Below are 23234 nucleotides of genomic sequence, written 5' to 3'. Positions count from 1 at the left end.
AGCGGCAACGGCCATCTATCATGCGTTTTGACTCCGCTGTTTTTCACAGGCGCGCCGTTGCCAGCCTGCATTCGAGCGTTTCACTCCATCGCAACAGGATGCGTCCATGCCCTTGACTGTCAAACCCCGCCGCAAACGTAGCGTGCGGATGATTGTGACCCTGCTTTGCGGCCTGCTGCCGGTGCTTTTGGGCACAGGGATTCTGTATCTGCAAGCCGAGCGCACCTTGCAACAGAGCACGCAAAATACCGCCGAGGAGGCGCTGCGCCAGTTTGAACTGATGCTCGACAACACCGCCCAGGCCGCCAGCGAACTGCTGCCCCTGGCCGGCCAACCTTGCGACAGCGTGAAACTGGCGCTGCGTGAACAAGTGACTCGCCGACCCTTCGTGCGTTCGACCAATCTGGTGTGGGACAACAACCTCTATTGCAGCTCGCTGTTCGGGGAGTTCAAGGAAGCCGTGAACCCGGGGGACTACACCGAGGGCAAGTTGTGGTTGATGAATGGCAATCCCATCACGCCCGACACTGCACTGCTGGTGTATCGGCTCAGCGAAGGCCGCGGCGGCGCGCTGACCACGCTCGATGGCTATCATCTGAGCAATATGCTGCGCCTGATCGGCCGCCAGACACTGCTGCTGTTGCAGGTCGGCGACAACTGGCTGTCCGCCGATGGCAAGGTGCATCAAGGCGCACTGCCGCCATTAACGGTGGCGCAAAGCATGCTGGAGTCTTCGCGTTATGCCTTCAGCGTCGCTGCAGGTTTCCCGCACGGGGAAACCTGGCGTTATATGGCCAGTCAATACCCGCCGCTGTTCAGTCTGCTGATGTTTTTCGGGGTGATCTCTGGCGCTATCGCTCATGTCCTGCAGCGGCGCTCAACCTCGCCGAGCCATGAAATGCTGCGCGCACTGGAGGCCGGCGAGTTCATCCCCTACTTCCAGCCAGTGGTGCATGGCGACAGTAAAAAATGGTCCGGCGCTGAAGTGCTGATGCGCTGGAAGCACCCCAAGGAGGGGCTGGTGCGTCCCGACATGTTCATCCCCTTTGCCGAGCATTCCGGCCTGATCGTGCCCATGACTCGTTCGCTGATGCAGCAGACTGCCGCCCTGCTCGGCCCGCTGTCTGCGGGCTTCGACGAACCCTTCCACATCGGCGTCAACATTACCGCCAGTCATTGTCAGGATCTGCAACTGGTCGAAGATTGCCGCCAGTTTCTCGCAGCATTTGCGCCCGCCAGCGTCAACCTGGTACTGGAGTTGACCGAGCGTGAGTTGATCGAGCCGACGGACATCACGCACCAGTTGTTCGAGCAGTTGCACACGCTCGGGGTGATGATCGCCATCGATGACTTCGGTACCGGGCATTCCAGCCTGGGTTACCTGCGAAAATTCAACGTCGACTTTCTCAAGATCGACCAGAGTTTTGTCGCCATGATCGGCATCGATGCGCTATCTCGGCATATTCTGGACACGATTATCGAACTGTCGGCCAAGCTCGATCTGGGTATTGTTGCCGAAGGTGTAGAAACTCAGACTCAGGCCGATTATCTGACCGCGCACCACGTCAACTTCCTGCAAGGCTATCTGTACGGGAAACCCATGCCCGGCGCCGACTTCATCGATGCATTAAGTCACCATTAACTAAAAATAAATTAAGCCCGGCGCTGCGACCCGACGCACCAATTTGATACAAAACACCACTGTTGTTACATGACGACAAGATCAGGATTTACTCTTGGCGCATTAACTACTACAATTTTTTCAGCCTGTGCAAGATTGGCAGGTGAGCCATTATCACCGAGTCGCTTCAAGGCTCTTGGCTTATAGCTTTGTTTGCGGTTGGTATCAGCCAAACACACTATTGGAGTAAAGATATTGTCCAGACTCGCTGAATTTCGTGCAGCTGAAAAGGCCCTTCAGGAACAGCTCAAGCAGTTGGAATCGCTGAAGAACGATGCCGGGCTCAAGAAAGAAATCGAATTCGAAGAAAAGCTCCAGGGGCTGATGAAAACCTACGGCAAAGGCCTGAAAGACATCATCGCCATCCTCGATCCGAACCCGTCAAAGTCCGGCTTGCAAGTGTCCGCAGCACCAAAAACCCGCCGTGCTCGCGTGGTCAAGGTTTACCACAACCCGCACACTGGTGAACTGATCGAAACCAAGGGCGGCAACCACCGTGGCCTGAAAGCCTGGAAGGAAAAGTACGGTGCAGCCACCGTTGATTCCTGGTTGCGCGGTTAATCTTGCGTCAACAAACAAGCCCTGCTCTATGCAGGGCTTTTTTTCGACAATATCTAACAAAAGCAACGATTTCCGCCACGCTAGTTATCAATCTGCTTTAACACCCACAAGCCGTGAGGCTAAACATTTTGCGCCGGGATGTTGCAACCGCAACGACCGCTAAACTTTGTGCTTAATTCCTTCGGGTATCTAAACCCGTAGCGGTGCAAACAGGCGCTTAAAGTTTCAAGCTGTTTCTCACTGCGACTATTTCCTCGGCGCTCGCCTTATAAACCTCAGCCTGACCCGCGTAAGAAAGTACATAAGCCTTATCCGTCGCGACCGCAGCAACCAATGTTTGCGACAACACATGACGGCCGTTTTCGGTGATCGTGCAGGTGGTCTCCAGTGCATCCAGAGCGGCGAGTTTTGCCGGATGTATCTTGTTGCAAACGCTTTGATAGCCGCCCTGGAAGAAGTCTTTCTGAATAGATTTGCGCATTTCCAGCAGCACACCCTGCACATTGACCTGATGGCCTGCCTCAACCTGGCTCATGGTCAACTCCATCACCATCACCTGATTGCCGTCAGCATCGTTTTTCACCGCGCGCTGGCGCGAAACCTGAGGGGCTTGATCAGGCAGCGCCTCTACTTCCCAGCCTGCAGGCCAGGTGATGCTCGGCTGATCCGCCAGCGCCGACACGGCAAGCAGCGATGAGAAAAGACAAACGAACAGCGCTTTGAACGGTCGGATCATTACCAGAGGCACTCGCAGATTGAACTGCAAAGTCTGACGCCCGGCCGCCCACAGAGCAAGCCGCGCATTCGGTTTGGCGATGCTGCCCCGCATGCGTATCATTGCGCCCATTCACTCGCCCCATTGTTACGGAGGGCCTATGAGCCTGCACGAACTGAACACTTTCCCCGGCGTCACCGCCACTCCAGACAGCGCAACCCGCAACTTCGTCTTCAACCACACCATGCTGCGTGTAAAGGACATCACCCAGTCGCTGGATTTCTACACCCGCGTACTGGGCTTCTCGCTGGTTGAAAAGCGTGATTTCCCGGAAGCCGAATTCAGCCTGTACTTCCTCGCGCTGGTCGACAAGGCGCAGATCCCGGCCGACGCCGCTGCCCGCACCGAGTGGATGAAGTCGATTCCCGGCATCCTCGAACTGACCCACAACCATGGCACCGAAAACGACGCCGATTTTGCCTATCACAACGGCAACACCGACCCGCGCGGTTTCGGCCACATCTGCATCTCGGTGCCGGACATTGTTGCCGCGTGTGCACGTTTTGAAGAGCTGGGCTGTGACTTCCAGAAGCGCCTGACTGACGGCCGCATGAAAAGCCTGGCGTTCATCAAGGACCCGGATGGCTACTGGGTTGAAATCATTCAGCCTGCGCCGCTGTAAAAAGATCGCAGGCTGCGCCAGCTCCTACACATTCCCTGCAGGAGCTGCTGCAGGCTGCGATCTTTTGCTTCAGGCATAAAAAACCCATGATCGCTCATGGGTTTTTTCGTTTCAGCGGCTGACGTTTACGCCGGCGCCGAAGTACGGATCAAGTGATCGAACGCGCTGAGGGAAGCCTTCGCGCCCTCGCCCACCGCAATCACGATCTGCTTGTACGGCACGGTGGTCACGTCACCGGCCGCGAAGATCCCCGGGATCGACGTCTCGCCACGGTTGTCGACGATGATTTCACCGCGCGGCGACAGCTCGATGGTGCCTTTGAGCCAGTCGGTGTTCGGCAGCAGACCGATCTGTACGAAAATCCCTTCCAGCTCGACGCTGCGCAGTTCGTCAGTATTGCGATCCTTGTAACGCAGGCCGTTGACCTTCTCGCCGTTGCCAGTGACTTCAGTGGTTTGCGCACTGGTGATCACGGTGACGTTTGGCAGGCTGTGCAGTTTGCGTTGCAACACCGCGTCGGCACGCAGTTGCACGTCGAACTCCAGCAGCGTGACGTGGGCAACGATACCGGCCAGGTCGATGGCCGCTTCGACGCCGGAGTTACCGCCGCCGATCACCGCCACACGCTTGCCTTTGAACAGCGGGCCGTCGCAGTGCGGGCAGTACGCCACGCCCTTGTTGCGGTATTCCTGCTCGCCCGGCACGTTCATTTCACGCCAGCGTGCGCCGGTCGCCAGGATCACGCTCTTGGCTTTCAGGGTCGCACCGCTGGCGAAATGGACTTCGTGCAACTCGCCATTCTTGCCGGGAATCAGCTTGTCGGCGCGCTGCAGGTTCATGATATCGACGTCGTACTGCTTGACGTGTTCTTCCAGCGCCGTCGCCAGTTTCGGGCCTTCAGTTTCCTGCACGGAAATGAAGTTCTCAATGGCCATGGTGTCCAGCACCTGACCGCCGAAGCGCTCAGCCGCAACACCGGTGCGAATGCCTTTACGGGCGGCATAGATAGCAGCCGAAGCACCAGCCGGGCCACCGCCAACTACGAGCACATCAAAGGCTTGTTTGGCGCTGATTTTCTCGGCCTGACGCTCGATGGCGCCGGTGTCGAGTTTGGCGAGGATTTCTTCCAGGCCCATGCGGCCCTGGCCAAAGTTCTCACCGTTGAGGTAGATGCTCGGCACGGCCATGATCTTGCGATCGTTGACTTCGTCCTGGAACAACGCGCCGTCGATGGCGACGTGACGGATGTTCGGGTTCAACACGGCCATCAGGTTCAGCGCCTGGACTACGTCCGGGCAGTTCTGGCACGACAGCGAAAAGTAGGTTTCGAAGTTGAACTCACCTTTGAGCGAGCGGATCTGTTCGATCACTTCGGCACTGGCTTTCGATGGGTGGCCGCCGACTTGCAACAGGGCCAGCACCAGCGATGTGAATTCATGGCCCATCGGGATGCCGGCGAAACGCAGGCTGATGTCGGCACCCGGGCGATTGATCGAGAACGACGGCTTGCGGGCATCGGTGCCGCTATCGATCAGAGTAATCTGGCTCGAAAGACTGGCAACGTCTTTCAGCAGGTCAAGCATTTCCCGGGATTTCGCACCGTCGTCGAGGGAAGCAACGATCTCGATCGGCTGGGTAACCCGTTCCAGGTACGATTTCAACTGGGCTTTAAGATTGGCGTCCAACATACGGGCGATCTCCTGTGTCTTTATTCGAGGCGAAAAAAAGCCCGAGCGAATTTCGCCCGGGCTTTTTCAATGGGCGGTGCAGCTTACTGAAGTAGGTGCGGAGTCCCGCCCTGTGTTGCGTGCGTCACAGACTTAGATCTTGCCGACCAGGTCCAGGGACGGAGCCAGAGTGGCCTCGCCTTCTTTCCACTTGGCCGGGCAAACTTCGCCTGGGTGAGCAGCAACGTACTGAGCAGCCTTGATCTTGCGCAGCAGCTCGGAAGCGTCACGGCCAACACCACCATCGTTCAGCTCAACGATTTTGATCTGGCCTTCAGGGTTGATCACGAAGGTGCCACGGTCAGCCAGACCAGCTTCTTCGATCAGTACGTCGAAGTTGCGGGAGATGACGTGGGTCGGGTCGCCGATCATGGTGTATTCGATTTTGCCGATGGCTGGCGAGGTGTTGTGCCAGGCAGCGTGAGCAAAGTGGGTGTCGGTCGAAACGCTGTAGATTTCCACGCCCAGTTTCTGGAACGCAGCGTAGTTGTCGGCCAGGTCTTCCAGCTCGGTTGGGCAAACGAAAGTGAAGTCAGCTGGGTAGAAGAACACTACGGACCATTTGCCTTTCAGGTCAGCGTCCGAGACTTGTACGAAGTCGCCGTTTTTGAATGCGGTAGCTTTGAACGGTTTTACTTGGCTGTTGATGATAGGCATTGATGACTCTCCGTCAGGGTTGTGAATTCGATGGGTGAATCCTACCCACTCACTCGACGGATGGCTCATTGGCAAACCTGATGCTGCTGATTTGTTTTCGCTATTAGCAGACTGTATTAATAGAAGAAAACCATATCTACGACGAAGCCGGCTTATCCGTAATCCGAGCCATCCCGTGAAAAGGGCTGGCTTCAACATAGCGCATGGCTGACTTCATATCCTTCCAACCGACGTAACTCATCAGTGATTTCAGATCCCAGCCGCTTTGATGCGCCCAGGTGGCGAAGCCGCGGCGCAGGGAATGGCTGGTGTAACGCTCGGCCGGGATGCCGGCGCGCTCCAGTGCCTGACGCAGCAGCGGAATGATGCTGTTGGCGTGCAAGCCCTCCTCGCTCAGATGGCCCCAGCGGTCAACGCCGCGAAACACCGGACCGCGTACCAGCGCTGCCTCGGTGATCCAGTCGATATAAGCCTGGACCGGGCACAGCTTGAGCAGCGCCGGCGCCTGATACGTCTGCCCGAGGTTCTCGCGGTCGCCCTTGCTGCGCGGCAGGTACAGGGTGATGCCGCTGCCGGAGTGCGCTTGCACATGCTCAATCTGCAGACGACACAACTCGTCACTGCGGAAGCCCCGCCAGAAGCCCAGCAGAATCAGCGCCCTATCACGATAGGCCTTGAGCAACTGCGGACGATCCTGATTCTGCCTGGCGCTACTGGCTTCCTGCTCCAGGCAGTCGACCACTTGCTGCAGATCGTGCAATTGCAACGGTTCGGCCTGTTTTTCCTGCGCCGGATGCAATGCGCGAATGCCTTTGAACACTTTGCGCACCACCGGCGCCTTGGTCGGATCGGCAAAACCCTGACTGTTGTGCCACTGCGCCAGCGCTGACAGCCGCAGTTTCAGCGTATTGATCGACAGCACACCGGCATGCTCGACCAGATACCGCGCCACGCTGTCGGCGGTTGCCGGCAGGAAGCCGCCCCATTTCACTTCGAAATGTTCGATCGCCGAGCGATAGCTGCGGCGGGTGTTGTCACGGGTGGCGGCTTGCAGATAGCGATCGATCTCGCTCATGGGCAGTGTTCTCGCAGGCGTACTGATTGCTGGATGAAAAAACCGATTCAGGGGTCTGACATTGGGTAATACCAGTATATCCCGCCTGTGATTAATCAAGCATTTAACTTTATTTTCAGCGTGGTACACTGCGTACTTTGGTGGCATGTACCACAGTACGTAATGGTAGGAGTTAAAATGGCCCGTGGTGGCGTTAATAAAGCAGTGGTGCAGATCGCGCGCTCAGCGATTCTGGCCCGAGGCGAACACCCCAGCATCGATGCAGTACGCATCGAACTGGGCAACACCGGTTCGAAAACCACGATCCATCGCTATCTGAAAGAGCTGGATGACGGCAGCCAACCGGTCGAAGCGTCCGCGGAACCGATCAATGACGAACTGACCGCACTGGTCTCGCGCCTCGCCCAGCGCCTGAAAGAACAGGCGCAAGAGCCGATCGAGCAAGCCCGCGAGCAGTTCGAGGAGCAGCGTGAAACCCTGGAGTCGGAACTCAAACAGGTACGCCAGGCACTCGAACAACTGGAACAACAGCACGACATTCAAGGCGCAGCACTGGCCCGCGAATCCGAGGCGCTGAAAGAAACCCGCTCAATGCTGCAGACCGAGCAAACCCGCAACGCCGGACTCAATCAGGCGCTGGCTGATTTCGAGTTGCGCCTGCAGGACAAGGACGAGCAGATCCGCTCGCTGGAAGAGAAACATCTGCACGCCCGCGATGCTCTGGAGCACTACCGCAACGCCACTAAAGAGCAGCGCGAGCAGGAACAAGCCCGTCACGAAGGACAGCTGCAGCAGTTGCAGATGGAATTGCGCCAGGCGCAACAAAGTGCACTGGTGCGTCAGGACGAGATCACTCAGTTGCATCGCGACAACGAACGCCTGCTCACGGAAAACCGTGGAACTCAGCGCGAGCTGAGCCTGTTGCAGGATCAGCTCAAGCACAGCAACCAGCGTCAGGATCAGTTGCTGGAACAAGCCACTCGCGTCGACAACGAACGCACCCTCCTCCAGGAACGCCTGCGCGTAGCCCTGCTGGAAAGTCAGACGCTGAAACAGGATGCCGACGAACAGCGGCAGCTCAATCAGTCACTGGAGAAGGAGTTGACCAAGACTCAGGCCAGCCTCGAAGACAGCATGCGTCTGGCGGCTACCGTTGCGGCAGCGCCAGACACAGCCAAAGCGAAGGAAACTTAAGCGCCGACAGGCGTACGCATGGTGACAAACTCTTCGGCGGCCGTCGGGTGCACCCCGATCGTGTCGTCGAAGTCACGCTTGGTCGCGCCAGCCTTCAGCGCGATCGCCAAGCCTTGGACAATCTCCCCCGCGTCCGGACCGACCATGTGGCAACCGAGCACCTTGTCGGTCTTGCCGTCGACCACCAGTTTCATCAGGGTTTTCTCCTGACACTCGGTCAGCGTCAGCTTCATCGGGCGGAAGCGGCTCTCGTAAATCACCACTTCATGCCCAGCTTCCCGCGCCTCTTCTTCGGTCAGGCCGACAGTGCCGATGTTCGGCAGACTGAACACCGCCGTCGGGATCATCTTGTAATCCACCGGACGGTATTGCTCAGGCTTGAACAAGCGCCGCGCCACCGCCATGCCTTCGGCCAGTGCCACTGGCGTCAGTTGCACCCGACCGATCACATCACCCAGCGCCAGAATCGACGGCTCGCTGGTCTGGTATTGCTCGTCGACCTTGATAAAGCCCTTGTCGGTGAGCTGCACATCGGTGTTTTCCAGCCCCAGGTTGTCCAGCATCGGACGCCGGCCCGTGGCGTAGAACACGCAGTCGGCCTCCAGCACGCGGCCATCCTTGAGGGTCGCTTTCAGGCTGCCGTCTGGCTGTTTGTCGATGCGCGCGATGTCGGCGTTGAATTGCAGATCCATGCCGCGCTTGGTCAGTTCTTCCTGCAGATGCTTGCGCACCGAGCCATCGAAACCGCGCAGGAACAGATCACCGCGATACAACAGCGTGGTGTTCGCGCCAAGGCCATGGAAAATGCCCGCGAACTCGACAGCGATGTAACCACCACCGACCACCAGCACCCGCTTCGGCAGCTGCTTGAGGAAGAACGCCTGATTGGAGCTGATCGCGTGTTCGTGCCCCGGAATTTCCGGAATCTGCGGCCAGCCACCGGTGGCGATCAGGATGTTTTTCGCAGTGAAGCGCTCACCATTGACCTCGACCTCGTGCGGACCGACGATCTTCGCGTGAGCTTCGTGCAAGGTCACACCGCTGTTGACCAGCAGGTTGCGATAAATGCCGTTGAGGCGATTGATCTCGCGATCCTTGTTGGCGATCAGGGTCGCCCAGTCGAAATTCGCTTCACCCAGGCTCCAGCCAAAACCGGACGACTGTTCGAAGTCTTCGGCGAAATGCGCGCCGTACACCAGCAGTTTCTTCGGCACGCAGCCGACGTTGACGCAGGTGCCGCCCAGATAACGGCTCTCGGCCACCGCCACTTTCGCGCCGAAACCGGCGGCAAAGCGCGCTGCACGTACACCGCCGGAACCGGCGCCAATCACATAAAGGTCAAAATCGTAGGCCATTGCTATCTCCTCGGCAGGCCAACAGCATACCCGCCGCCGTTCATTGGGCAAGCGCTGTGCGCAGCTTTTCGCGCGGATCGGCGATCTCGGGAAACATCTTCAAATAATAATATTTCTCGTTTGTTACTAAATCGCCGGGCTGCACCTCGTCTCTGAACCAACGGATTTTTTCCCTCGAAGACAAGGAGTCGGCTGCGATGTTCGCGCCCATTACCCGTTCCATGACCCTGACTGTCGGCTTGTTCAGCATGGCGTTGAGTCCCGATCTGCTGGCTGAAACCGATCCTGAAACAGCGCCAAAATCCACCGCGCAGGCGCTGGAACTGGACGCCACCAGCGTCAGCGCTGAAGGCCTCGGCCTCAACACCGAAAACACTGATTCCTACACCACTGGCGCGATGAGCACCGCGACGCGAATGAACCTGTCGATCAAGGAAACCCCGCAATCGGTGTCCGTGGTCACACGCCAGCAAATGGATGATTTCAAGCTCGGTACATTGTCCGAAGCCATGCGCCAGACCACTGGCATTGTCGTGCAACACAACGACTCGGATCGGGTCAGCTATTCGGCGCGGGGTTACCCGATCAACAATTTCCAGATCGACGGGATGCTCAACACCTTCGGGCGCATGAAGTCGGATTCGGACACCATCATCTACGACCGCATCGAAGTGGTACGCGGCGCGACCGGGCTGACCACCGGCGCCGGTGATCCTTCAGCGACGATCAACATGGTGCGCAAGCGCCCGACTGCCCAGTGGCAGGCACTGGCCGGGGTCAGTGGCGGCAGCTACGACAACTACTACAGCTATGTCGATGTCGGCGGGCCGCTGGCCTTCGATGGTCGGCTGCGCGGGCGTACGGTGCTGGCCTATCGCGACAGCCAGTCGTTCCGCGACAAATACGCGCTGCAGCGCGAGGTCGGCTACGGCATTCTCGAAGCTGATCTGACCGACTCCACGGTGCTTGCCGTCGGTTACGACTATCAGGACAAGCAGGTTCAGGGCACCTCCTGGGGCACCGTGCCGTACTGGAACGCCGACGGCAGCAAGGCGGGACTCGGCCGGTCGACGAACATGGCGACATCCTGGAGTTCCTGGCCGCTGAAGGACAAGACCGCGTTCGTTACCCTGGACCAGCAATTGGGTGATGGCTGGAAGCTGAAGGCCGCCTACACCCACCGCGAAAGTGATACCGACGGCAAGGTCTATTACGGCGGCTCCGGTTTCCCCGAGGCCGACCGCAGCGGCATGACGGCTTACATGGGACACATGCTCGGCACGCAGAAAATGAGCGTGTACGACTTCAACCTGTCGGGGCCCTACAAGCTGTTCGGCCGCGAACACGAGATGATGTTCGGCTATGGCGAGGCGGAGAACCGCTCGACTTCGCCCTACGCCTTCAACAGTCCCCAAGCCGCCGACTACGGCAAGATCCGCGACTGGAAATACATGGGTGACATCGGCAAATTCGCCGACACCGTTACCAGCCTGCCGGGTGCGCGAGGCATCACCCGGCAGAAAGCCGGTTATCTCGCGACACGTCTGAGCCTGACCGATGAGCTGCATGCAGTGCTCGGCAGCCGCTATGGCAGCTGGGACGAATCCAGCACCGATTACTACTATGATGCGCAGCAAAAACCGACCAGCACCGATGCCACCCATCAACGCCAGAATGATATCTGGACGCCCTACGCCGGCCTGCTTTACGACCTGACGCCGGAGTACACGGTTTACGCCAGCTACACCGACATTTTCAAACCGCAGAGTAAGCGCGACAGCAACCGCAATTACCTCGACCCGGTGATCGGCAGCAACTACGAAGTCGGGCTCAAAGGCAGCCTGCTCGACGAACGCCTGAACCTGGCGACGGCAGTGTTCTGGAGCAAACAAGACAACGTCGCCGAGCGTGACAACTCGGTGCCCCCGGACCCGGTGAGCGGCGAGGAGTTTTTCAAATCCGGCGGCAAGGGCAACAAGGTCAACGGCTTCGAAGCCGAAGTGTCCGGGGAAATTCTCAGCGGCTGGAACATGACCGCCGGCTACACCTACACCCACTCTGTCGACGGCGAAAAACAGCGCAGCAACACCGCTCAACCACTGAACATGCTGCGGCTGTCCACGGCCTATCGTCTGCCGGGCAACTGGCACGCATTGACCGTGGGTGGCGCGGTGAACTGGCAGAGCGACGTCTATGGCGCGGCTAACCGCCCGGTCGGGCGCGGCGCCAACGGCCGGATCATCACCGAACCGGCGCGGATCAACCAGGAGGCCTACACCGTGGTCAAGCTGATGTCGCGCTATGAGTTCGACAGGCATCTGTCGGCGTCGCTGAACGTCGATAACCTGTTCGACAAGAAGTATTACGACAACGTCGGCTTCTACAACGGCGTGTACTGGGGCGATCCGCGCACGGTGACCCTGAGCCTGGACTGGAAGCTCTGACCAATCAACGCAAACAAAACCCCTGTGGTGAGGGGATTCATCCCCGATGGGTCGCGAAGCGGCCCCACTCTCGAGGTGACGCGCAATGCGTCACCAAATCCCCTCGCCACCGCTGTTAACCCCGAGTTAATTCCCCGCCGGGAGACTGTGCCCCGAGATCTGCTTCATGGACGAACGGCTCCCACGTTTTTCAGTAGGAGGCACCATGAAAACCACCACCGCCATTCTTGCCGGGCTACTCGCCCTCGGTTCCGCCAGCGCCTTTGCCGAGGGCGGCGCCGAACGCATGCGGCATTACTACGACAACTTCCCGGTCCACCACGCGCCAAGCGAACAGCCGACCGATAGCAAAGCAGCGGAACTGAAGGTTCCGAACGATCAGACCGCGCAAGTCACCGAGTCTTATCGCGACTGATTCACCGAGCAACCGATGGACCTCCGATGGCTCCGCTCTGGCCTCGGAGATGACAGTTGGGCGCCCTGTTTGGGGCGCCTTTTTTTATGCCTGCAGATCCTTGATCCAGAACAGCATGCGGCCATGCTCCGGGTCGAACATGCCGGGGGCGAAGCCGAATTTGCGGTAGGAATTCTGTGCCACCTCGTTGCCTTCGAGCACTTCCAGGGTGATTTTGCAGCAGCCGCGCTGACGGCAGATTTCCTCGACCTTGCGCAGCATTTTCTGACTCAAGCCGAGGCCGCGAAATTTGCTCACGACCGCCACGTCATGGACATTGACCAGCGGCTTGCAGGCGAACGTCGAGAAACCTTCAAAGCAGTTCACCAGGCCTGCCGGCTCGCCACCGACGAACGCCAGCACGCTGAACGCGTGAGGCCTGCGCGCAAGTTCTTCCGGCACGCGACGCAGCAGTTCCGGGTCAAGCGAATGGCCGCCACCCATGGGATCTTCTGCGTAATGATTGAGCACGATGCCGATGGCTTCGGCGTGCAGTGGATTGGTGTAACTGGCTTGCAGCACAAGAATTTCTGCGGAATCCATTTCCATCCCCGATCATGGCCCCGGCGTGCAAAGTGCGCACCTGAAAGGCTGTTCGACCTTACCGCGAGGATGTTGCGGGCCACAACCCGAGAAACTCAATTATTGATCCCATAACAAATCAATGTAGGAGCTGCCGCAGGCTGCGATCTTTTGACTTTTCAAACATCAACGCCCCCAAATCAACTCCTCCGTCCACCCCAACTCGGCAAAATCCTGAGCACGCAACCCGCTCTCGCCGGCGCAGAAAAACTCATCCAGCTGCGGCGGTTTCACCGAGGTCGCGCTGAGCATCGCGTGCACCTGCCCACGATGATGGATCTGATGCTCGAACAGGTGCGACAGCATACGCAAGCGACTGTCATGCTGCGGCGTTTCACGGGCGATGGTGACGATCCGCCCCAGATCGGCATCGCGCAGTTGTTCGCAATAAGCGATCAAGCGGCGGTCCACGTGTGCCTGCTCTTCACGCAGCGCTGCGGCCTCGGTAAACGGCTCGTCATGGTTGAAAAACACATAGCAATCAGGATGCGGTTCATCACCGCGCAACTCACGCTCCAGAGCGTCGACGTAGAACCAGTCGCAGGTGAGGATGTGATTGAGGGTGAGGCGGATACTCGGAAAGAAGCTCGTTCGCGGCGCCGCCAGCTCAGTGGCATCGAGCTGAGTCCACGCTTTGCCCAGGCGATGATTGGCCCACGCGTTCTGGTAAGCCATGGTCAGTAAATGATGCGACAACGGTTGACTCATGCTCGCGCCCTCTGCGCTCAGGATTCGGCAAAACGCTGCAGTTGCATCTCCTGCAAACGGCTGAGGGTACGCCGGAACGGGAATTCCAGATAACCCTCGGTGTACAGCGCGTCCATCGGCACCTGAGCCTCAATGTACAGCGGCACCTTACGGTCGTAACACTCATCGACCAAGGCAATGAAACGGCGTACACCGTCGTCGTGTACCGACAATTGCGGCAACTCACGGTCACCGGCCACCACCTGCGCCGAGCCGTCCTCTGTGCCGCGAGCGATGCGCCCTTCGCGTTTCCGCGCACTGAGGTTCGGCACGTCGCTCAACAGAATAGACCGATAGCTGTCGCACAGTGCGATGAAGTCCATGGCGGCAAACGGTTGCTCGCAGAGATCGGCGTAACGGCACCAGAGCACCGATTCGCTGGCCTGCACCACGTTCAATAGGCGATGTCCGACGGGCACCGGCTCGGCGCTGGCGGGCTGCCCGGCATTCAGTGCCTGGAACATCGGCTGCAACGCACTGTCCTGCCCCGGCGCCACGACGAAATAACGCTGCAGGCCCGCGCCCGGATGCAGACGATGATCCTCGGCGCCGTTCACCGCCACCAACTGCATGTGCGCCTTGATCGCGGCAATCGCCGGGACAAACCGATCACGGTTGAAGCCGTCGGCGTACAGCTCATCCGGCGGCAGGTTAGAGGTGCAGACCACCACCACGCCTTCGTCGAACATCACCTGAAACAGCCGACCGAGGATGATCGCATCGCCGATGTCATTGACGAACAGTTCGTCGAAACACAGCACCCGCACTTCCGCCGCCAGCTCCTTGGCCAGCTCCCGCAACGGGTCGGCGATGCCGGTAAGCTGGAACGAGCGCTGGTGCACCCAGCCCATGAAATGATGAAAGTGCTGCCGTAGCGCCGGCACCCGCAGGCTCTGATAGAACTGATCCATCAACCAGGTCTTGCCGCGCCCGACCGGCCCCCACAAGTACACGCCAGTGACCGAACGGGCACCGGTGTGCAAGGCTTCATGGCATTTTTGCAAGGCCCAGACCGCATGCTCCTGGGCTTCATCCTGGATGAAACCCTTGTGCTCGATCGCGTGTTGCCAGGCGCTTAAAGGAGAGTCGAAAGTCATGCGCGGCAGTATATATCCCTGTAGGAGCTGTCGAGTGCAACGAGGCTGCGATCTTTTGATTTTGTTTTTAAGATCAAGATCAAAAGATCGCAGCCTGCGGCAGCTCCTACATGGGGTTGTGGGTGTCAGCGGTCGACCTTGTGTCGAGCGGCGTAGAGGCAGAGCATTTCCATTGCCAGGGTGGCCGCTGCCAGCGACGTCACGTCCGCATGGTCATAGGCCGGCGCCACTTCCACCACGTCCATGCCCACCAGATTGATTCCGCGCAACCCGCCGAGGATTTCCAGCGCCTGCAGCGTGCTCAACCCGCCACACACCGGAGTGCCGGTGCCCGGGGCAAAGGCCGGATCCAGGCAATCGATATCAAACGTCAGGTACACCGGGTGATCGCCGACCCGCGCGCGAATCGCCTCGACAATCGCCTCGCAGCCACGCCGATGCACCTGACGGGCGTCGAGCACGGCAAAGCCCTGATGATCGTCATTGGTGGTGCGCAAACCGATCTGCACCGAACGCGCCGGATCTACCAGCCCTTCCCTGGCCGCGTGCCAGAACATGGTGCCGTGATCGACGCGTTTGCCGCCCTCGTCCGGCCAGGTGTCGCTGTGCGCATCGAAGTGGATGAGTGACAGCGCGCCGTGCTTACGTGCATGGGCCTTGAGCAACGGATAAGTGATGAAATGGTCGCCGCCAAACGTCAGCATCGCGCTGCCGGCATCAAGAATGCGCTCGGCGTGGGCCTCGATGCTTTCCGGAATGGTGTGCGGCGACCCGTAATCGAAGTCGCAATCGCCGTAGTCGATCACCGCCAGATGATCGAATGGGTCGAACGTCCACGGCCAGTGCCGTTCCCAGGCGATCCCGGTGGACGCGGCGCGAATCCCCCGTGGCCCGAAGCGTGCGCCCGGACGGTTGCTGGTGGCGGTGTCGAACGGCACCCCGCTGACTGCCACGTCGACGCCGCGCAAATCACGGCTGTACCGGCGACGCATGAAACTGGTGATCCCGGCGTAGGTGCTTTCCGCACTCGTGCCGTACAGGCTGTCGCGGGTCATGGCTTGGTCGTTGAGCATCGGCACGTCCATCGGTGTGCTCCTTTTGTTATTGATGGCTACGGAAAGTGGTCCACAGACGCGTGCGCTGACGCATGTCCTTGAGGCTCATGCTGCGGTCGGCGTACAGGCGTTCGCGCATTTCGGCGGGCGGATAGATGTCCGGATCGTTGCGCACCGCCTCATCCACCAGCGGCGTCGCGGCCTGGTTGGCGGTGGCGAAAAACAGCGTATTGGTCAGCTCGGCCACCGACTCGGGGCGCAGCATGAATTCGATAAACGCCCGCGCCGCTTGCGGGTTTGGCGCGTCCTTGGGAATGGCCAGATTGTCCTGCCAGATCAACGTACCTTCGTGCGGAATCCGGTACGCGACTTCATAGGGTTTGTTGGCCTTGTGCGCCTGATCGGCAGCCATGCTCACGTCGCCGTTGTAGGTCAGCGCCAGACAGACACTGCCATTGGCCAGATCGTTGATCTGTCGGCCGGTGGCGACGTACAACACCGACGGCTGGAGTTTCTGCAACAAGGTTTCGGCGGCGGCCAGATCATGCTTGTCGGTGCTGTAGGGATCTTTGCCGAGGTAGTGCAACGCCAGACCGATGACTTCCTGCGGCGAGTCGAGCACGGCAATCCCGCAGTCCTTGAGCTTGCTGGCGTACTCGGGTTTGAACAGCAGATCGAGGCTGTTCAGCGGCACGTCCGGCAAGCGCTTTTTCACCGCCTCGATGTTCAGCCCCAACCCGAGTGTGCCCCAGGTATAAGGCACGGCGTAGCGATTGCCGGGATCGACGGCGGCGAGTTTTTCCAGCAGATCGGGATCAAGGTTGGCGTAGCCCTTGAGGCCTTGATGCGGAATTTCCTTCAACGCGCCCGCTGCCAACCCCCGGGCCAGCACGCTGGACGACGGCACCACCACGTCATAACCGCTGCCGCCGGTCAGCAGTTTGGTTTCCAGCACCTCGGAAGTATCGAAGGTGTCGTAGCGCACATGAATGCCGGTCTCCTGTTCGAAACGTTGCAGCGTCTGCGCCGGCACGTAATCGGCCCAGCTGTAAAGATTGAGGGTCTTGTCCTCGGCCTGTGCCTGGATGACTACGGACAACAACAGCGCGGGAAAACACAGCTTGAAAACGGGAGCCATGACGAACACCTGACCGGAGGAAGTGGTGGCAGGATGCGCCGTCGGATACATTGCAGAAATATCAAGTTTGTTAACCTGACTTTATCCCGGAGTAATGTAATGCTCGGTCAGCTTCACGACGTCGATTTGCAGTTGCTGCGCCTGTTTGTGCGGGTCGTGGAATGTGGCGGCTTCAGCGCGGCGCAAGGTGAGTTGGGCCTGAGTCAGTCGAGCATCAGTCAGCAAATGGCCAAACTGGAAACCCGCCTCGGCTATCGCCTGTGCAGCCGGGGCAAGGGCGGTTTCAGCGTCACGCCCAAGGGTGAGCAATTGCTGATCGCGATTCGCGCCCTGTTCCAGTCCATCGAGACTTTCCGTCATCAATCCAACGGCGTCGCTGGACGGCTGATCGGTGAGGTGCGGCTGGGCCTGTCCGAGGCGGTTGATCAGTCGGTGCTGCTGCGGGTGGCGGCGGCGATCCGGCGCTTTCGCGAGCGCGATGAGTCGGTGCGCATCGAGTTGATCAGCGCGATGCCCGGTGAAATGGAGCGTCTGTTGCTGCAACAGCGGCTGGATCTGGCCATCGGTTATTTCTCCCAGGTGCAGAGCGCTTTCGATTACCGCGAGCTGTTCAGGGAAACCCAGCATTTGTATTGCGCACAGGGGCATCCACTGTTCAGCGTCGATGCGCCGGATGATGCGGCATTGCAGGCCTGCGACCGGGTGGATCATCCGTACCGGTTCATGCGCACGGGCGAGCCGTTTCCGGACAAGCGCTTTTCCGCGCGTTCGGAACAGGTCGAGGGCACCCTCGCCTTCATCCTTTCCGGCAAGCATGTCGACTATCTGCCCGATCACTACGCGCGGGTCTGGGAGGACAAGGGCTTGCTGCGCGCGTTGCGGCCTGGGGAGTTGAGTTTCGAAGTGGCATTTCATCTGGCCCGGCATCGTGCTCAGGTGCCGGGGGATGCGCAGAAGGCGTTTGAAGAGGATTTGCTCGCAGCCTTTGTTTAAAGATCAAAAGATCGCAGCCTGCGGCAGCTCCTACAGGAATGCAAAATGTAGGAGCTGCCGCAGGCTGCGATCTTTTGATTTAAGGGGAAATCCTTTTCAAACCCAATAAAACCTGACCTTTCAGGCAATTTTTGCTCGTTGCCCTCGCCGTCCTCTTCCGGCATCCTGCGCCTCCATTTTCTGACCCGGCCCCGCCTCGCGGCGCGCAAAACACCATGACCGCCTCTGAAAAAGTCCCGCGCAACAACGATCTGCTCTACGGCCTCAACGACCGTCCGCACCTCACCGCCACCGTCTTCGCCGCGCTGCAACACGTGCTGGCGAGCTTCGTCGGCATCATCACCCCGACCCTGATCATGGGCGGCGCCCTGGGCCTGCAAAGTGAAATTCCATATCTGATCAGCATGGCGCTGTTCGTTTCGGGCCTCGGCACGTTCGTTCAAGCCAAGCGTTTCGGCCCGGTCGGTTCCGGGTTGTTGTGCCTGCAAGGCACCAGTTTTTCCTTTATCAGCGTGATTCTCAGCGCCGGGTTCATGGTCAAGGCCCGGGGCGGCGGTACCGATGAAATCCTCTCGACGATTTTCGGCGTGTGCTTTTTCGCCGCGTTCATCGAAGTGGTGCTGAGCCAGTTCATCGGCAAACTGCGGATGCTGATCACCCCGGTGGTCACCGGTACCATCATCACCCTGATGGGCCTGTCGCTGATCAAAGTGGCGATGACCGACATTGCCGGCGGCTTCGGCGCGCCCGATCTGGGCGCCGCCAGCCATGTGTTTCTGGCCGCACTGGTGATCGGCACTATCGTTGTGCTGAACCGCGTCGACGTGCCGTTTCTGCGCCTGGGCGCGATCGTCATCGGCCTGACCCTCGGCTACGTGGTCGCTTGGCTGATGGGCACGGTGGATTTCGCCTCGATGCCCGAAGTGCCGCTGGTCAGCGTGCCGGTGCCGTTCAAGTACGGCTTCAATTTCGACTGGGTGGCGTTCGTGCCGGTGGCGGTGATCTTCCTGGTTTCGCCGCTGGAAGCAGCCGGTGACCTGACCGCCAACTCGATGATCTCGCGGCAACCGGTCAAGGGGCCGCTGTACATCCGCCGAATCAAATCCGGTCTGCTCGCCGATGGCCTCAACTCGGCGATGGCGGCCGTGTTCAACAGCATGCCGATGGTCACGTTCGCGCAGAACAACGGCGTGATCCAGTTGACTGGCGTGGCCAGCCGCTACGTGGCGTTCTTCATCGCCGGCCTGCTGGTGCTGCTGGGGCTGTTCCCGATGATCGGCGCGGTGCTGCAACTGATGCCCAAACCGGTGCTCGGCGGCGCTGAACTGGTGATGTTCGGCACCGTGGCCGTGGCCGGGATCAAGATCCTCGCCGAGGCCGGCCTGCATCGGCGCAACATGCTGATCGTGGCAATCTCGGTGGGCATGGGCCTGGGCATCGCCGCCGTGCCGGAAGTGCTGCGCGAGTTGCCGCAAGCGCTGCGTAACATCTTCGAATCGCCGATCACCGTCGGTGCGTTGTGCGCTATCGTGCTGAATATCTTCCTGCCGGAAGAATTCATTGAGCTGGAAGAAGACGATTTCGATCCGGAAGCGTCGATTCTGCAGGTCATGGAAAACCCCGATCTGCCGGCCAAAGCTGAACCTGCAACGGCCGCGGCGGTCGCACAGTTGAACCGCTGACGCTGCGCCATGAAAAAAGGGCTGAGCCGGCAACGGTTCAGCCCTTTTTCGTTGAGAGACTGTTTATGCGCCGCGTCCACGCCGTCATCCTGTCCCTGCTGCTGTTGTCCCTGAGCGCCTGCGCGCTGTTTCCCAACCGCGATCCGGTGAACATCAACGTGGTCGGCCTCGAACCGTTGCCGAGCCAGGATCTGGAAGTGCGCTTCGCGATCAAGCTGCGGGTGCAGAACCCCAATGAGACGGCCATCGATTACAACGGCATTGCCCTGGATCTGGAGGTCAATGGCCGTCCCTTGGCCTCGGGCGTCAGTGATCAGACCGGCTCGATCCCGCGCTTCTCGGAAACCGTGGTCAGCGTGCCGGTCAGCGTTTCCGCGTTCTCGGTACTGCGCCAGACCCTCGGCCTGAGCCAGACACAAACCCTCGACAACCTGCCCTACGTGCTGCGCGGCAAACTCGCGGGCGGGGTGTTCGGCACCATGCGATTTGTCGACAGTGGCAAGCTGAGTTTGCCGAAGGCCACTGCTGCGACGTGGTAAATACACAATTTTGAAACCGCTCACAAATACCTGTGGGAGCTGGATTGCCAGCGATGGGGCCGCATCAGCCAACATCGTCGTTGCTGACAGTCCGCCATCGCTGGCAAGCCAGCTCCCACGGGTTTTTCAATCAGTCCCGTAGTTATGCGGTGAAGCGTACGCCGGGTTTGGCCCTCTCATCGACACTCAGCTCAAACACATCCGGCCGCGCATAGTGGCCGACCACGTCATAGTCGTACCGCGCCCGCACCAGCTCATCAGTATCGACCTCAGCCGTCAGCAATCCGGCCTCCCCGCGCAACGGCCCGGCCAGCACATCGCCCATCGGCCCGACAATCACACTGCCGCCGGCAATCAGCGGCCGATCCGCCGGCCAGTTGGCAATCTCCACGCCCAGCTCGTTCGGCGAAGCCTGCACCTGACAGGCGCTGACCACAAAGCAGCGGCCCTCATGGGCGATGTGGCGCATGCTGACCTGCCACATCTCGCGCTCGTCCACGGTCGGCGCGCACCAGACTTCAATGCCCTTGGCGTACATCGCCGTGCGCAGCAGCGGCATCATGTTTTCCCAGCACACCACCGCGCCAAGTTTGCCGACCTGGGTGTCGAGCACCGGCAGCGTCGAGCCATCACCCTTGCCCCAGATCAGCCGTTCGGTGCCGGTCGGCATCAGTTTGCGATGCTTGGCCACCAGCCCCGCCTGCGAATCGAAATACAGCGCCGTGCAATACAACGTGCTGCCGGCACGCTCGATCACGCCGATCACCAGGTTGGCCCCGGTGCGCGCCGACAAACCGGCCAGTGCCTCGGTTTCTGCCCCTGGCACGTCAATGGCGTTGGCGAAGTAGCGGGCGTAGGCCTCACGCCCCTCGGGCAAGCGATAGCCCAACTGCGTGCCGAAGCCCTCACCTTTCGGATAGCCACCGAGCAGCGCTTCAGGCATCACCACCAGTGCCGCACCGGACTCGCTGATCGCGCCTTCCCAGCTCAGGATCTGTTCCAGGGTTTCACCCTTGCCACCGGGCAAGGCGCCGATCTGCAGGGCGGCGACGATTGATTTGGGCATTGCGGTCACTCCATCGGGTTCAAGTGTTGCCGATTCTGCGGCGGCGCGGGATCATGAATAAACACCGATTCACTGCTGAATGATATGAGCCAAATGAATATCGCAACCGTCGACCTCAATCTGCTGAAAGTCTTCGAAGCCTTGCATGAGGAGTCCAGCGCCAGCCGTGCGGCGCTGCGTCTGGGCGTGACGCAATCGGCGGTCAGCGCGGCGTTGCGCCGGTTACGCGAGGTGTATGGCGATCAACTGTTCGTGCGCACCGGCCGTGGCTTGGCGCCGACGCTCAAGGCCAATCAACTGAAACCGGTGGTCAGCGAGGCGCTGAACAAATGTCGGCAGAGCCTGGCGATGGTCGATCCGGCGGCCCACCACTATGACGGCCGATCAGTCACCGTCGGCCTGTCGGATGATTTCGAAATCGCCTATGGCCGGCGCCTGATCGAAGATATTGCCCGCCGTGCGCCGAAATTACGCCTGATCTTCCGCCAGACTCACAGCCAGATCGTCGCCCGCGCCCTGATGGAGCGCAGCATCGACCTGGCGATCACTGCAGGAGGGTTCGCCGAGCGTCTGCTCAGTCGTCAGGTGTTGGGTGAAGGGGATTATGCGTGTCTGGTCGATCCGGGCAGTCTGGCGCCCGGCCAACAGAACATCGATTTGCCGGAGTTCGTCGCCCGCGAGCACATTCTGGTGTCCTCGGGCGGCTTTATCGGCATCACCGACGAAGGCCTGGCGGCGCTGGGCCTGAGCCGGCGGGTCTGCGCCTCGACCACGCACTTTGCGGCGCTGCCGCATCTGCTCAAGGGCAGCGGCGCGGTGGCAACCATCCCCCGCCATGCCGCTCAGGCCATTGCCGAGCTCAGCGGGCTGGTGCTGCTGCCCTGCCCGCTGGCGTTGCCGCGCTACCCGATCGAACTGGGCTGGCGCACCAGCACGCAGATCGACCCGGTGGTGATCAAGGTCCGTGAGGCGATTGTCGAGTGTTTCAACATCGACTGAGGCGCTGTTACTTGTTGGCCGCCATCAGTCGATTGACCTCACTGCGCACCATGTTGGCGAATTCCGGCGGGGACATGCCATCCAGCTCGGCGCGCACCCACTCGGCCCATTTGCCCTTGCGCTTGGAGCGTTCGCCGAACAACCGCGCGGCTTCGCCTTTGGCTTTGCCCAGATTGTTCTGCCAGAGTTCGAACAGACGGGATTTCTCGTCTTCCAGCGCAGCGCGCTCGGCGAGGGATTTGTCGGCCAGATTGAAACTCATGGGGAAATACCTGCTGCGTAAAATGGCGACATCTTACACGCTCGAGGGAAATCTCCCGCGCAGGTTTTTCTTTCGCACCTAAAATCAGTGCAACTTTTCAGTCAGCGCCACACTCCATTGATCACTGTTCATCCATCTGCAAGGAGTCACCCAATGGCCCGCAAATCCCGCGTGCAAGCCGTCGAAGACCAAATCAAGGATCAAGCCTTCAGCGAACTTCAGGCTTTGATCGAAGAGTCCGACAAACTGCTCAAGAGCAGCGCCTCACTGGTGGGCGAAGAAGCCGAGACCCTGCGCGGACAAATCGCCCTGAAACTGCAACAGGCGCTGGATTCCGTATCGAGCGTGCGCGACCGCACCAAACCGGCGGTCGAGGCCACCGAGAGCTACATTGGCGGCCATCCATGGCAGACCGTAGCGATTTCCGCCGGTTTCGGTCTGGTGGTGGGTTTGCTGCTCGGTCGTCGTTGATCGACGTCTGACAAAAAACCTGTGGCGAGGGAGCTTGCTCCCTCGCCACATGGGTTAT

At 59.8% G+C, this 23234-nt stretch carries 24 protein-coding genes; 11 read left to right on the top strand and 13 right to left on the bottom strand.

The features are described 5' to 3' along the window. Positions 1-106 precede the first annotated feature (106 nt). Positions 107-1642: an EAL domain-containing protein gene (locus JN524_RS00570; protein WP_202368085.1), complete on the top strand. Its 1536-nt coding sequence runs from the start codon at positions 107-109 to the stop codon at positions 1640-1642. Between the two features lie 234 nt (positions 1643-1876). After that, positions 1877-2242 (top strand): histone-like nucleoid-structuring protein, MvaT/MvaU family, encoded by a 366-nt coding sequence (locus JN524_RS00565; RefSeq protein WP_202368084.1) that lies wholly within the window; start codon positions 1877-1879, stop codon positions 2240-2242. A gap of 217 nt (positions 2243-2459) precedes the next feature. On the opposite strand, the gene JN524_RS00560 is transcribed toward JN524_RS00565, so the two are convergent. Next, positions 2460-2978 (bottom strand): DUF4946 domain-containing protein, encoded by a 519-nt coding sequence (locus JN524_RS00560; RefSeq protein ID WP_202368549.1) that lies wholly within the window; start codon positions 2976-2978, stop codon positions 2460-2462. 139 nt (positions 2979-3117) lie between these two features. On the opposite strand from JN524_RS00560, the gene gloA reads away from it, so the two are divergent. After that, the gene (gene gloA, locus JN524_RS00555; RefSeq protein ID WP_003224626.1) at positions 3118-3639 is read left to right on the top strand and encodes a lactoylglutathione lyase; all 522 of its coding nucleotides are present in this window, start codon (positions 3118-3120) and stop codon (positions 3637-3639) included. Positions 3640-3764: 125 nt separating this feature from the next. Here the strand turns inward: gloA and ahpF are convergent, their stop codons facing one another. The 3 genes from ahpF to JN524_RS00540 form a co-directional block, all read right to left on the bottom strand. After that, on the bottom strand, positions 3765-5327 hold the full coding sequence (gene ahpF, locus JN524_RS00550; RefSeq protein WP_139054048.1) for an alkyl hydroperoxide reductase subunit F: 1563 nt from the start codon (positions 5325-5327) through the stop codon (positions 3765-3767). Positions 5328-5459: 132 nt separating this feature from the next. Continuing rightward, the gene (gene ahpC / locus JN524_RS00545; RefSeq protein ID WP_003224621.1) at positions 5460-6023 is read right to left on the bottom strand and encodes an alkyl hydroperoxide reductase subunit C; all 564 of its coding nucleotides are present in this window, start codon (positions 6021-6023) and stop codon (positions 5460-5462) included. Positions 6024-6159: 136 nt separating this feature from the next. Next, positions 6160-7098, bottom strand: a complete 939-nt coding sequence (locus JN524_RS00540; protein ID WP_202368083.1) for a site-specific integrase — start codon at positions 7096-7098, stop codon at positions 6160-6162. Between the two features lie 177 nt (positions 7099-7275). On the opposite strand from JN524_RS00540, the gene JN524_RS00535 reads away from it, so the two are divergent. Next, complete coding sequence (locus JN524_RS00535) at positions 7276-8292, top strand: DNA-binding protein (protein WP_202368082.1); 1017 nt, start codon at positions 7276-7278, stop codon at positions 8290-8292. On the opposite strand, the gene gorA is transcribed toward JN524_RS00535, so the two are convergent. Next, positions 8289-9647: a glutathione-disulfide reductase gene (gene gorA / locus JN524_RS00530; RefSeq protein ID WP_115984556.1), complete on the bottom strand. Its 1359-nt coding sequence runs from the start codon at positions 9645-9647 to the stop codon at positions 8289-8291. The two genes, JN524_RS00535 and gorA, sit on opposite strands and share 4 nt — an antisense overlap. A gap of 40 nt (positions 9648-9687) precedes the next feature. Then, positions 9688-9858 (bottom strand): hypothetical protein, encoded by a 171-nt coding sequence (locus tag JN524_RS00525; protein WP_202368081.1) that lies wholly within the window; start codon positions 9856-9858, stop codon positions 9688-9690. On the opposite strand from JN524_RS00525, the gene JN524_RS00520 reads away from it, so the two are divergent. Both JN524_RS00520 and JN524_RS00515 read left to right on the top strand, forming a co-directional pair. Further along, a complete protein-coding gene (locus JN524_RS00520; RefSeq protein ID WP_202368080.1) occupies positions 9845-12091 on the top strand; it encodes a TonB-dependent siderophore receptor in 2247 nt (748 codons plus the stop codon). The two genes, JN524_RS00525 and JN524_RS00520, sit on opposite strands and share 14 nt — an antisense overlap. 205 nt (positions 12092-12296) lie before the next feature. Then, complete coding sequence (locus tag JN524_RS00515; protein ID WP_097089648.1) at positions 12297-12506, top strand: hypothetical protein; 210 nt, start codon at positions 12297-12299, stop codon at positions 12504-12506. An 84-nt stretch (positions 12507-12590) separates the two neighbouring features. On the opposite strand, the gene JN524_RS00510 is transcribed toward JN524_RS00515, so the two are convergent. The 5 genes from JN524_RS00510 to JN524_RS00490 form a co-directional block, all read right to left on the bottom strand. Then, entirely contained in the window at positions 12591-13088 is a 498-nt protein-coding gene (locus JN524_RS00510) for a GNAT family N-acetyltransferase (protein WP_098968408.1), read from the bottom strand. Positions 13089-13253: 165 nt separating this feature from the next. After that, positions 13254-13835, bottom strand: coding sequence for a DinB family protein (locus tag JN524_RS00505; protein ID WP_202368079.1), 582 nt, complete (start codon positions 13833-13835; stop codon positions 13254-13256). 17 nt (positions 13836-13852) lie between these two features. Continuing rightward, complete coding sequence (gene zapE / locus JN524_RS00500) at positions 13853-14971, bottom strand: cell division protein ZapE (protein WP_202368078.1); 1119 nt, start codon at positions 14969-14971, stop codon at positions 13853-13855. Positions 14972-15096: 125 nt separating this feature from the next. Then, entirely contained in the window at positions 15097-16056 is a 960-nt protein-coding gene (gene speB / locus JN524_RS00495) for an agmatinase (RefSeq protein WP_202368077.1), read from the bottom strand. Between the two features lie 16 nt (positions 16057-16072). Then, positions 16073-17164, bottom strand: coding sequence for a polyamine ABC transporter substrate-binding protein (locus tag JN524_RS00490; protein ID WP_202368076.1), 1092 nt, complete (start codon positions 17162-17164; stop codon positions 16073-16075). A 99-nt stretch (positions 17165-17263) separates the two neighbouring features. On the opposite strand from JN524_RS00490, the gene JN524_RS00485 reads away from it, so the two are divergent. From JN524_RS00485 to JN524_RS00475, 3 genes are all read left to right on the top strand, one after another. After that, positions 17264-18157: a LysR family transcriptional regulator gene (locus tag JN524_RS00485; protein ID WP_202368075.1), complete on the top strand. Its 894-nt coding sequence runs from the start codon at positions 17264-17266 to the stop codon at positions 18155-18157. Positions 18158-18372: 215 nt separating this feature from the next. Beyond that, on the top strand, positions 18373-19839 hold the full coding sequence (locus JN524_RS00480; RefSeq protein WP_095135642.1) for a nucleobase:cation symporter-2 family protein: 1467 nt from the start codon (positions 18373-18375) through the stop codon (positions 19837-19839). 65 nt (positions 19840-19904) lie between these two features. Further along, complete coding sequence (locus JN524_RS00475; RefSeq protein WP_086791096.1) at positions 19905-20378, top strand: LEA type 2 family protein; 474 nt, start codon at positions 19905-19907, stop codon at positions 20376-20378. Positions 20379-20520: 142 nt separating this feature from the next. Here the strand turns inward: JN524_RS00475 and JN524_RS00470 are convergent, their stop codons facing one another. Further along, positions 20521-21444, bottom strand: coding sequence for a carbon-nitrogen hydrolase family protein (locus tag JN524_RS00470; RefSeq protein ID WP_202368074.1), 924 nt, complete (start codon positions 21442-21444; stop codon positions 20521-20523). Between the two features lie 84 nt (positions 21445-21528). On the opposite strand from JN524_RS00470, the gene JN524_RS00465 reads away from it, so the two are divergent. Continuing rightward, on the top strand, positions 21529-22443 hold the full coding sequence (locus tag JN524_RS00465) for a LysR family transcriptional regulator (RefSeq protein WP_202368073.1): 915 nt from the start codon (positions 21529-21531) through the stop codon (positions 22441-22443). Between the two features lie 7 nt (positions 22444-22450). Here JN524_RS00465 and JN524_RS00460 read toward each other — a convergent pair whose 3' ends face one another. Beyond that, positions 22451-22705, bottom strand: a complete 255-nt coding sequence (locus JN524_RS00460; RefSeq protein ID WP_003224595.1) for a hypothetical protein — start codon at positions 22703-22705, stop codon at positions 22451-22453. A 153-nt stretch (positions 22706-22858) separates the two neighbouring features. Here JN524_RS00460 and JN524_RS00455 point away from each other — a divergent pair, with 153 nt between their 5' ends. Next, complete coding sequence (locus JN524_RS00455) at positions 22859-23176, top strand: DUF883 family protein (protein WP_047602264.1); 318 nt, start codon at positions 22859-22861, stop codon at positions 23174-23176. Positions 23177-23234 lie beyond the last annotated feature (58 nt).

Source organism: Pseudomonas sp. MWU318 (genome assembly GCF_016756945.1).
In the GTDB taxonomy this organism is placed as follows: Bacteria; Pseudomonadota; Gammaproteobacteria; order Pseudomonadales; family Pseudomonadaceae; genus Aquipseudomonas; species Aquipseudomonas putida_A.
The sequence above is the reverse complement of the archived record's forward strand: the minus strand, read 5'-3'. Positions and strand labels throughout refer to the sequence as shown.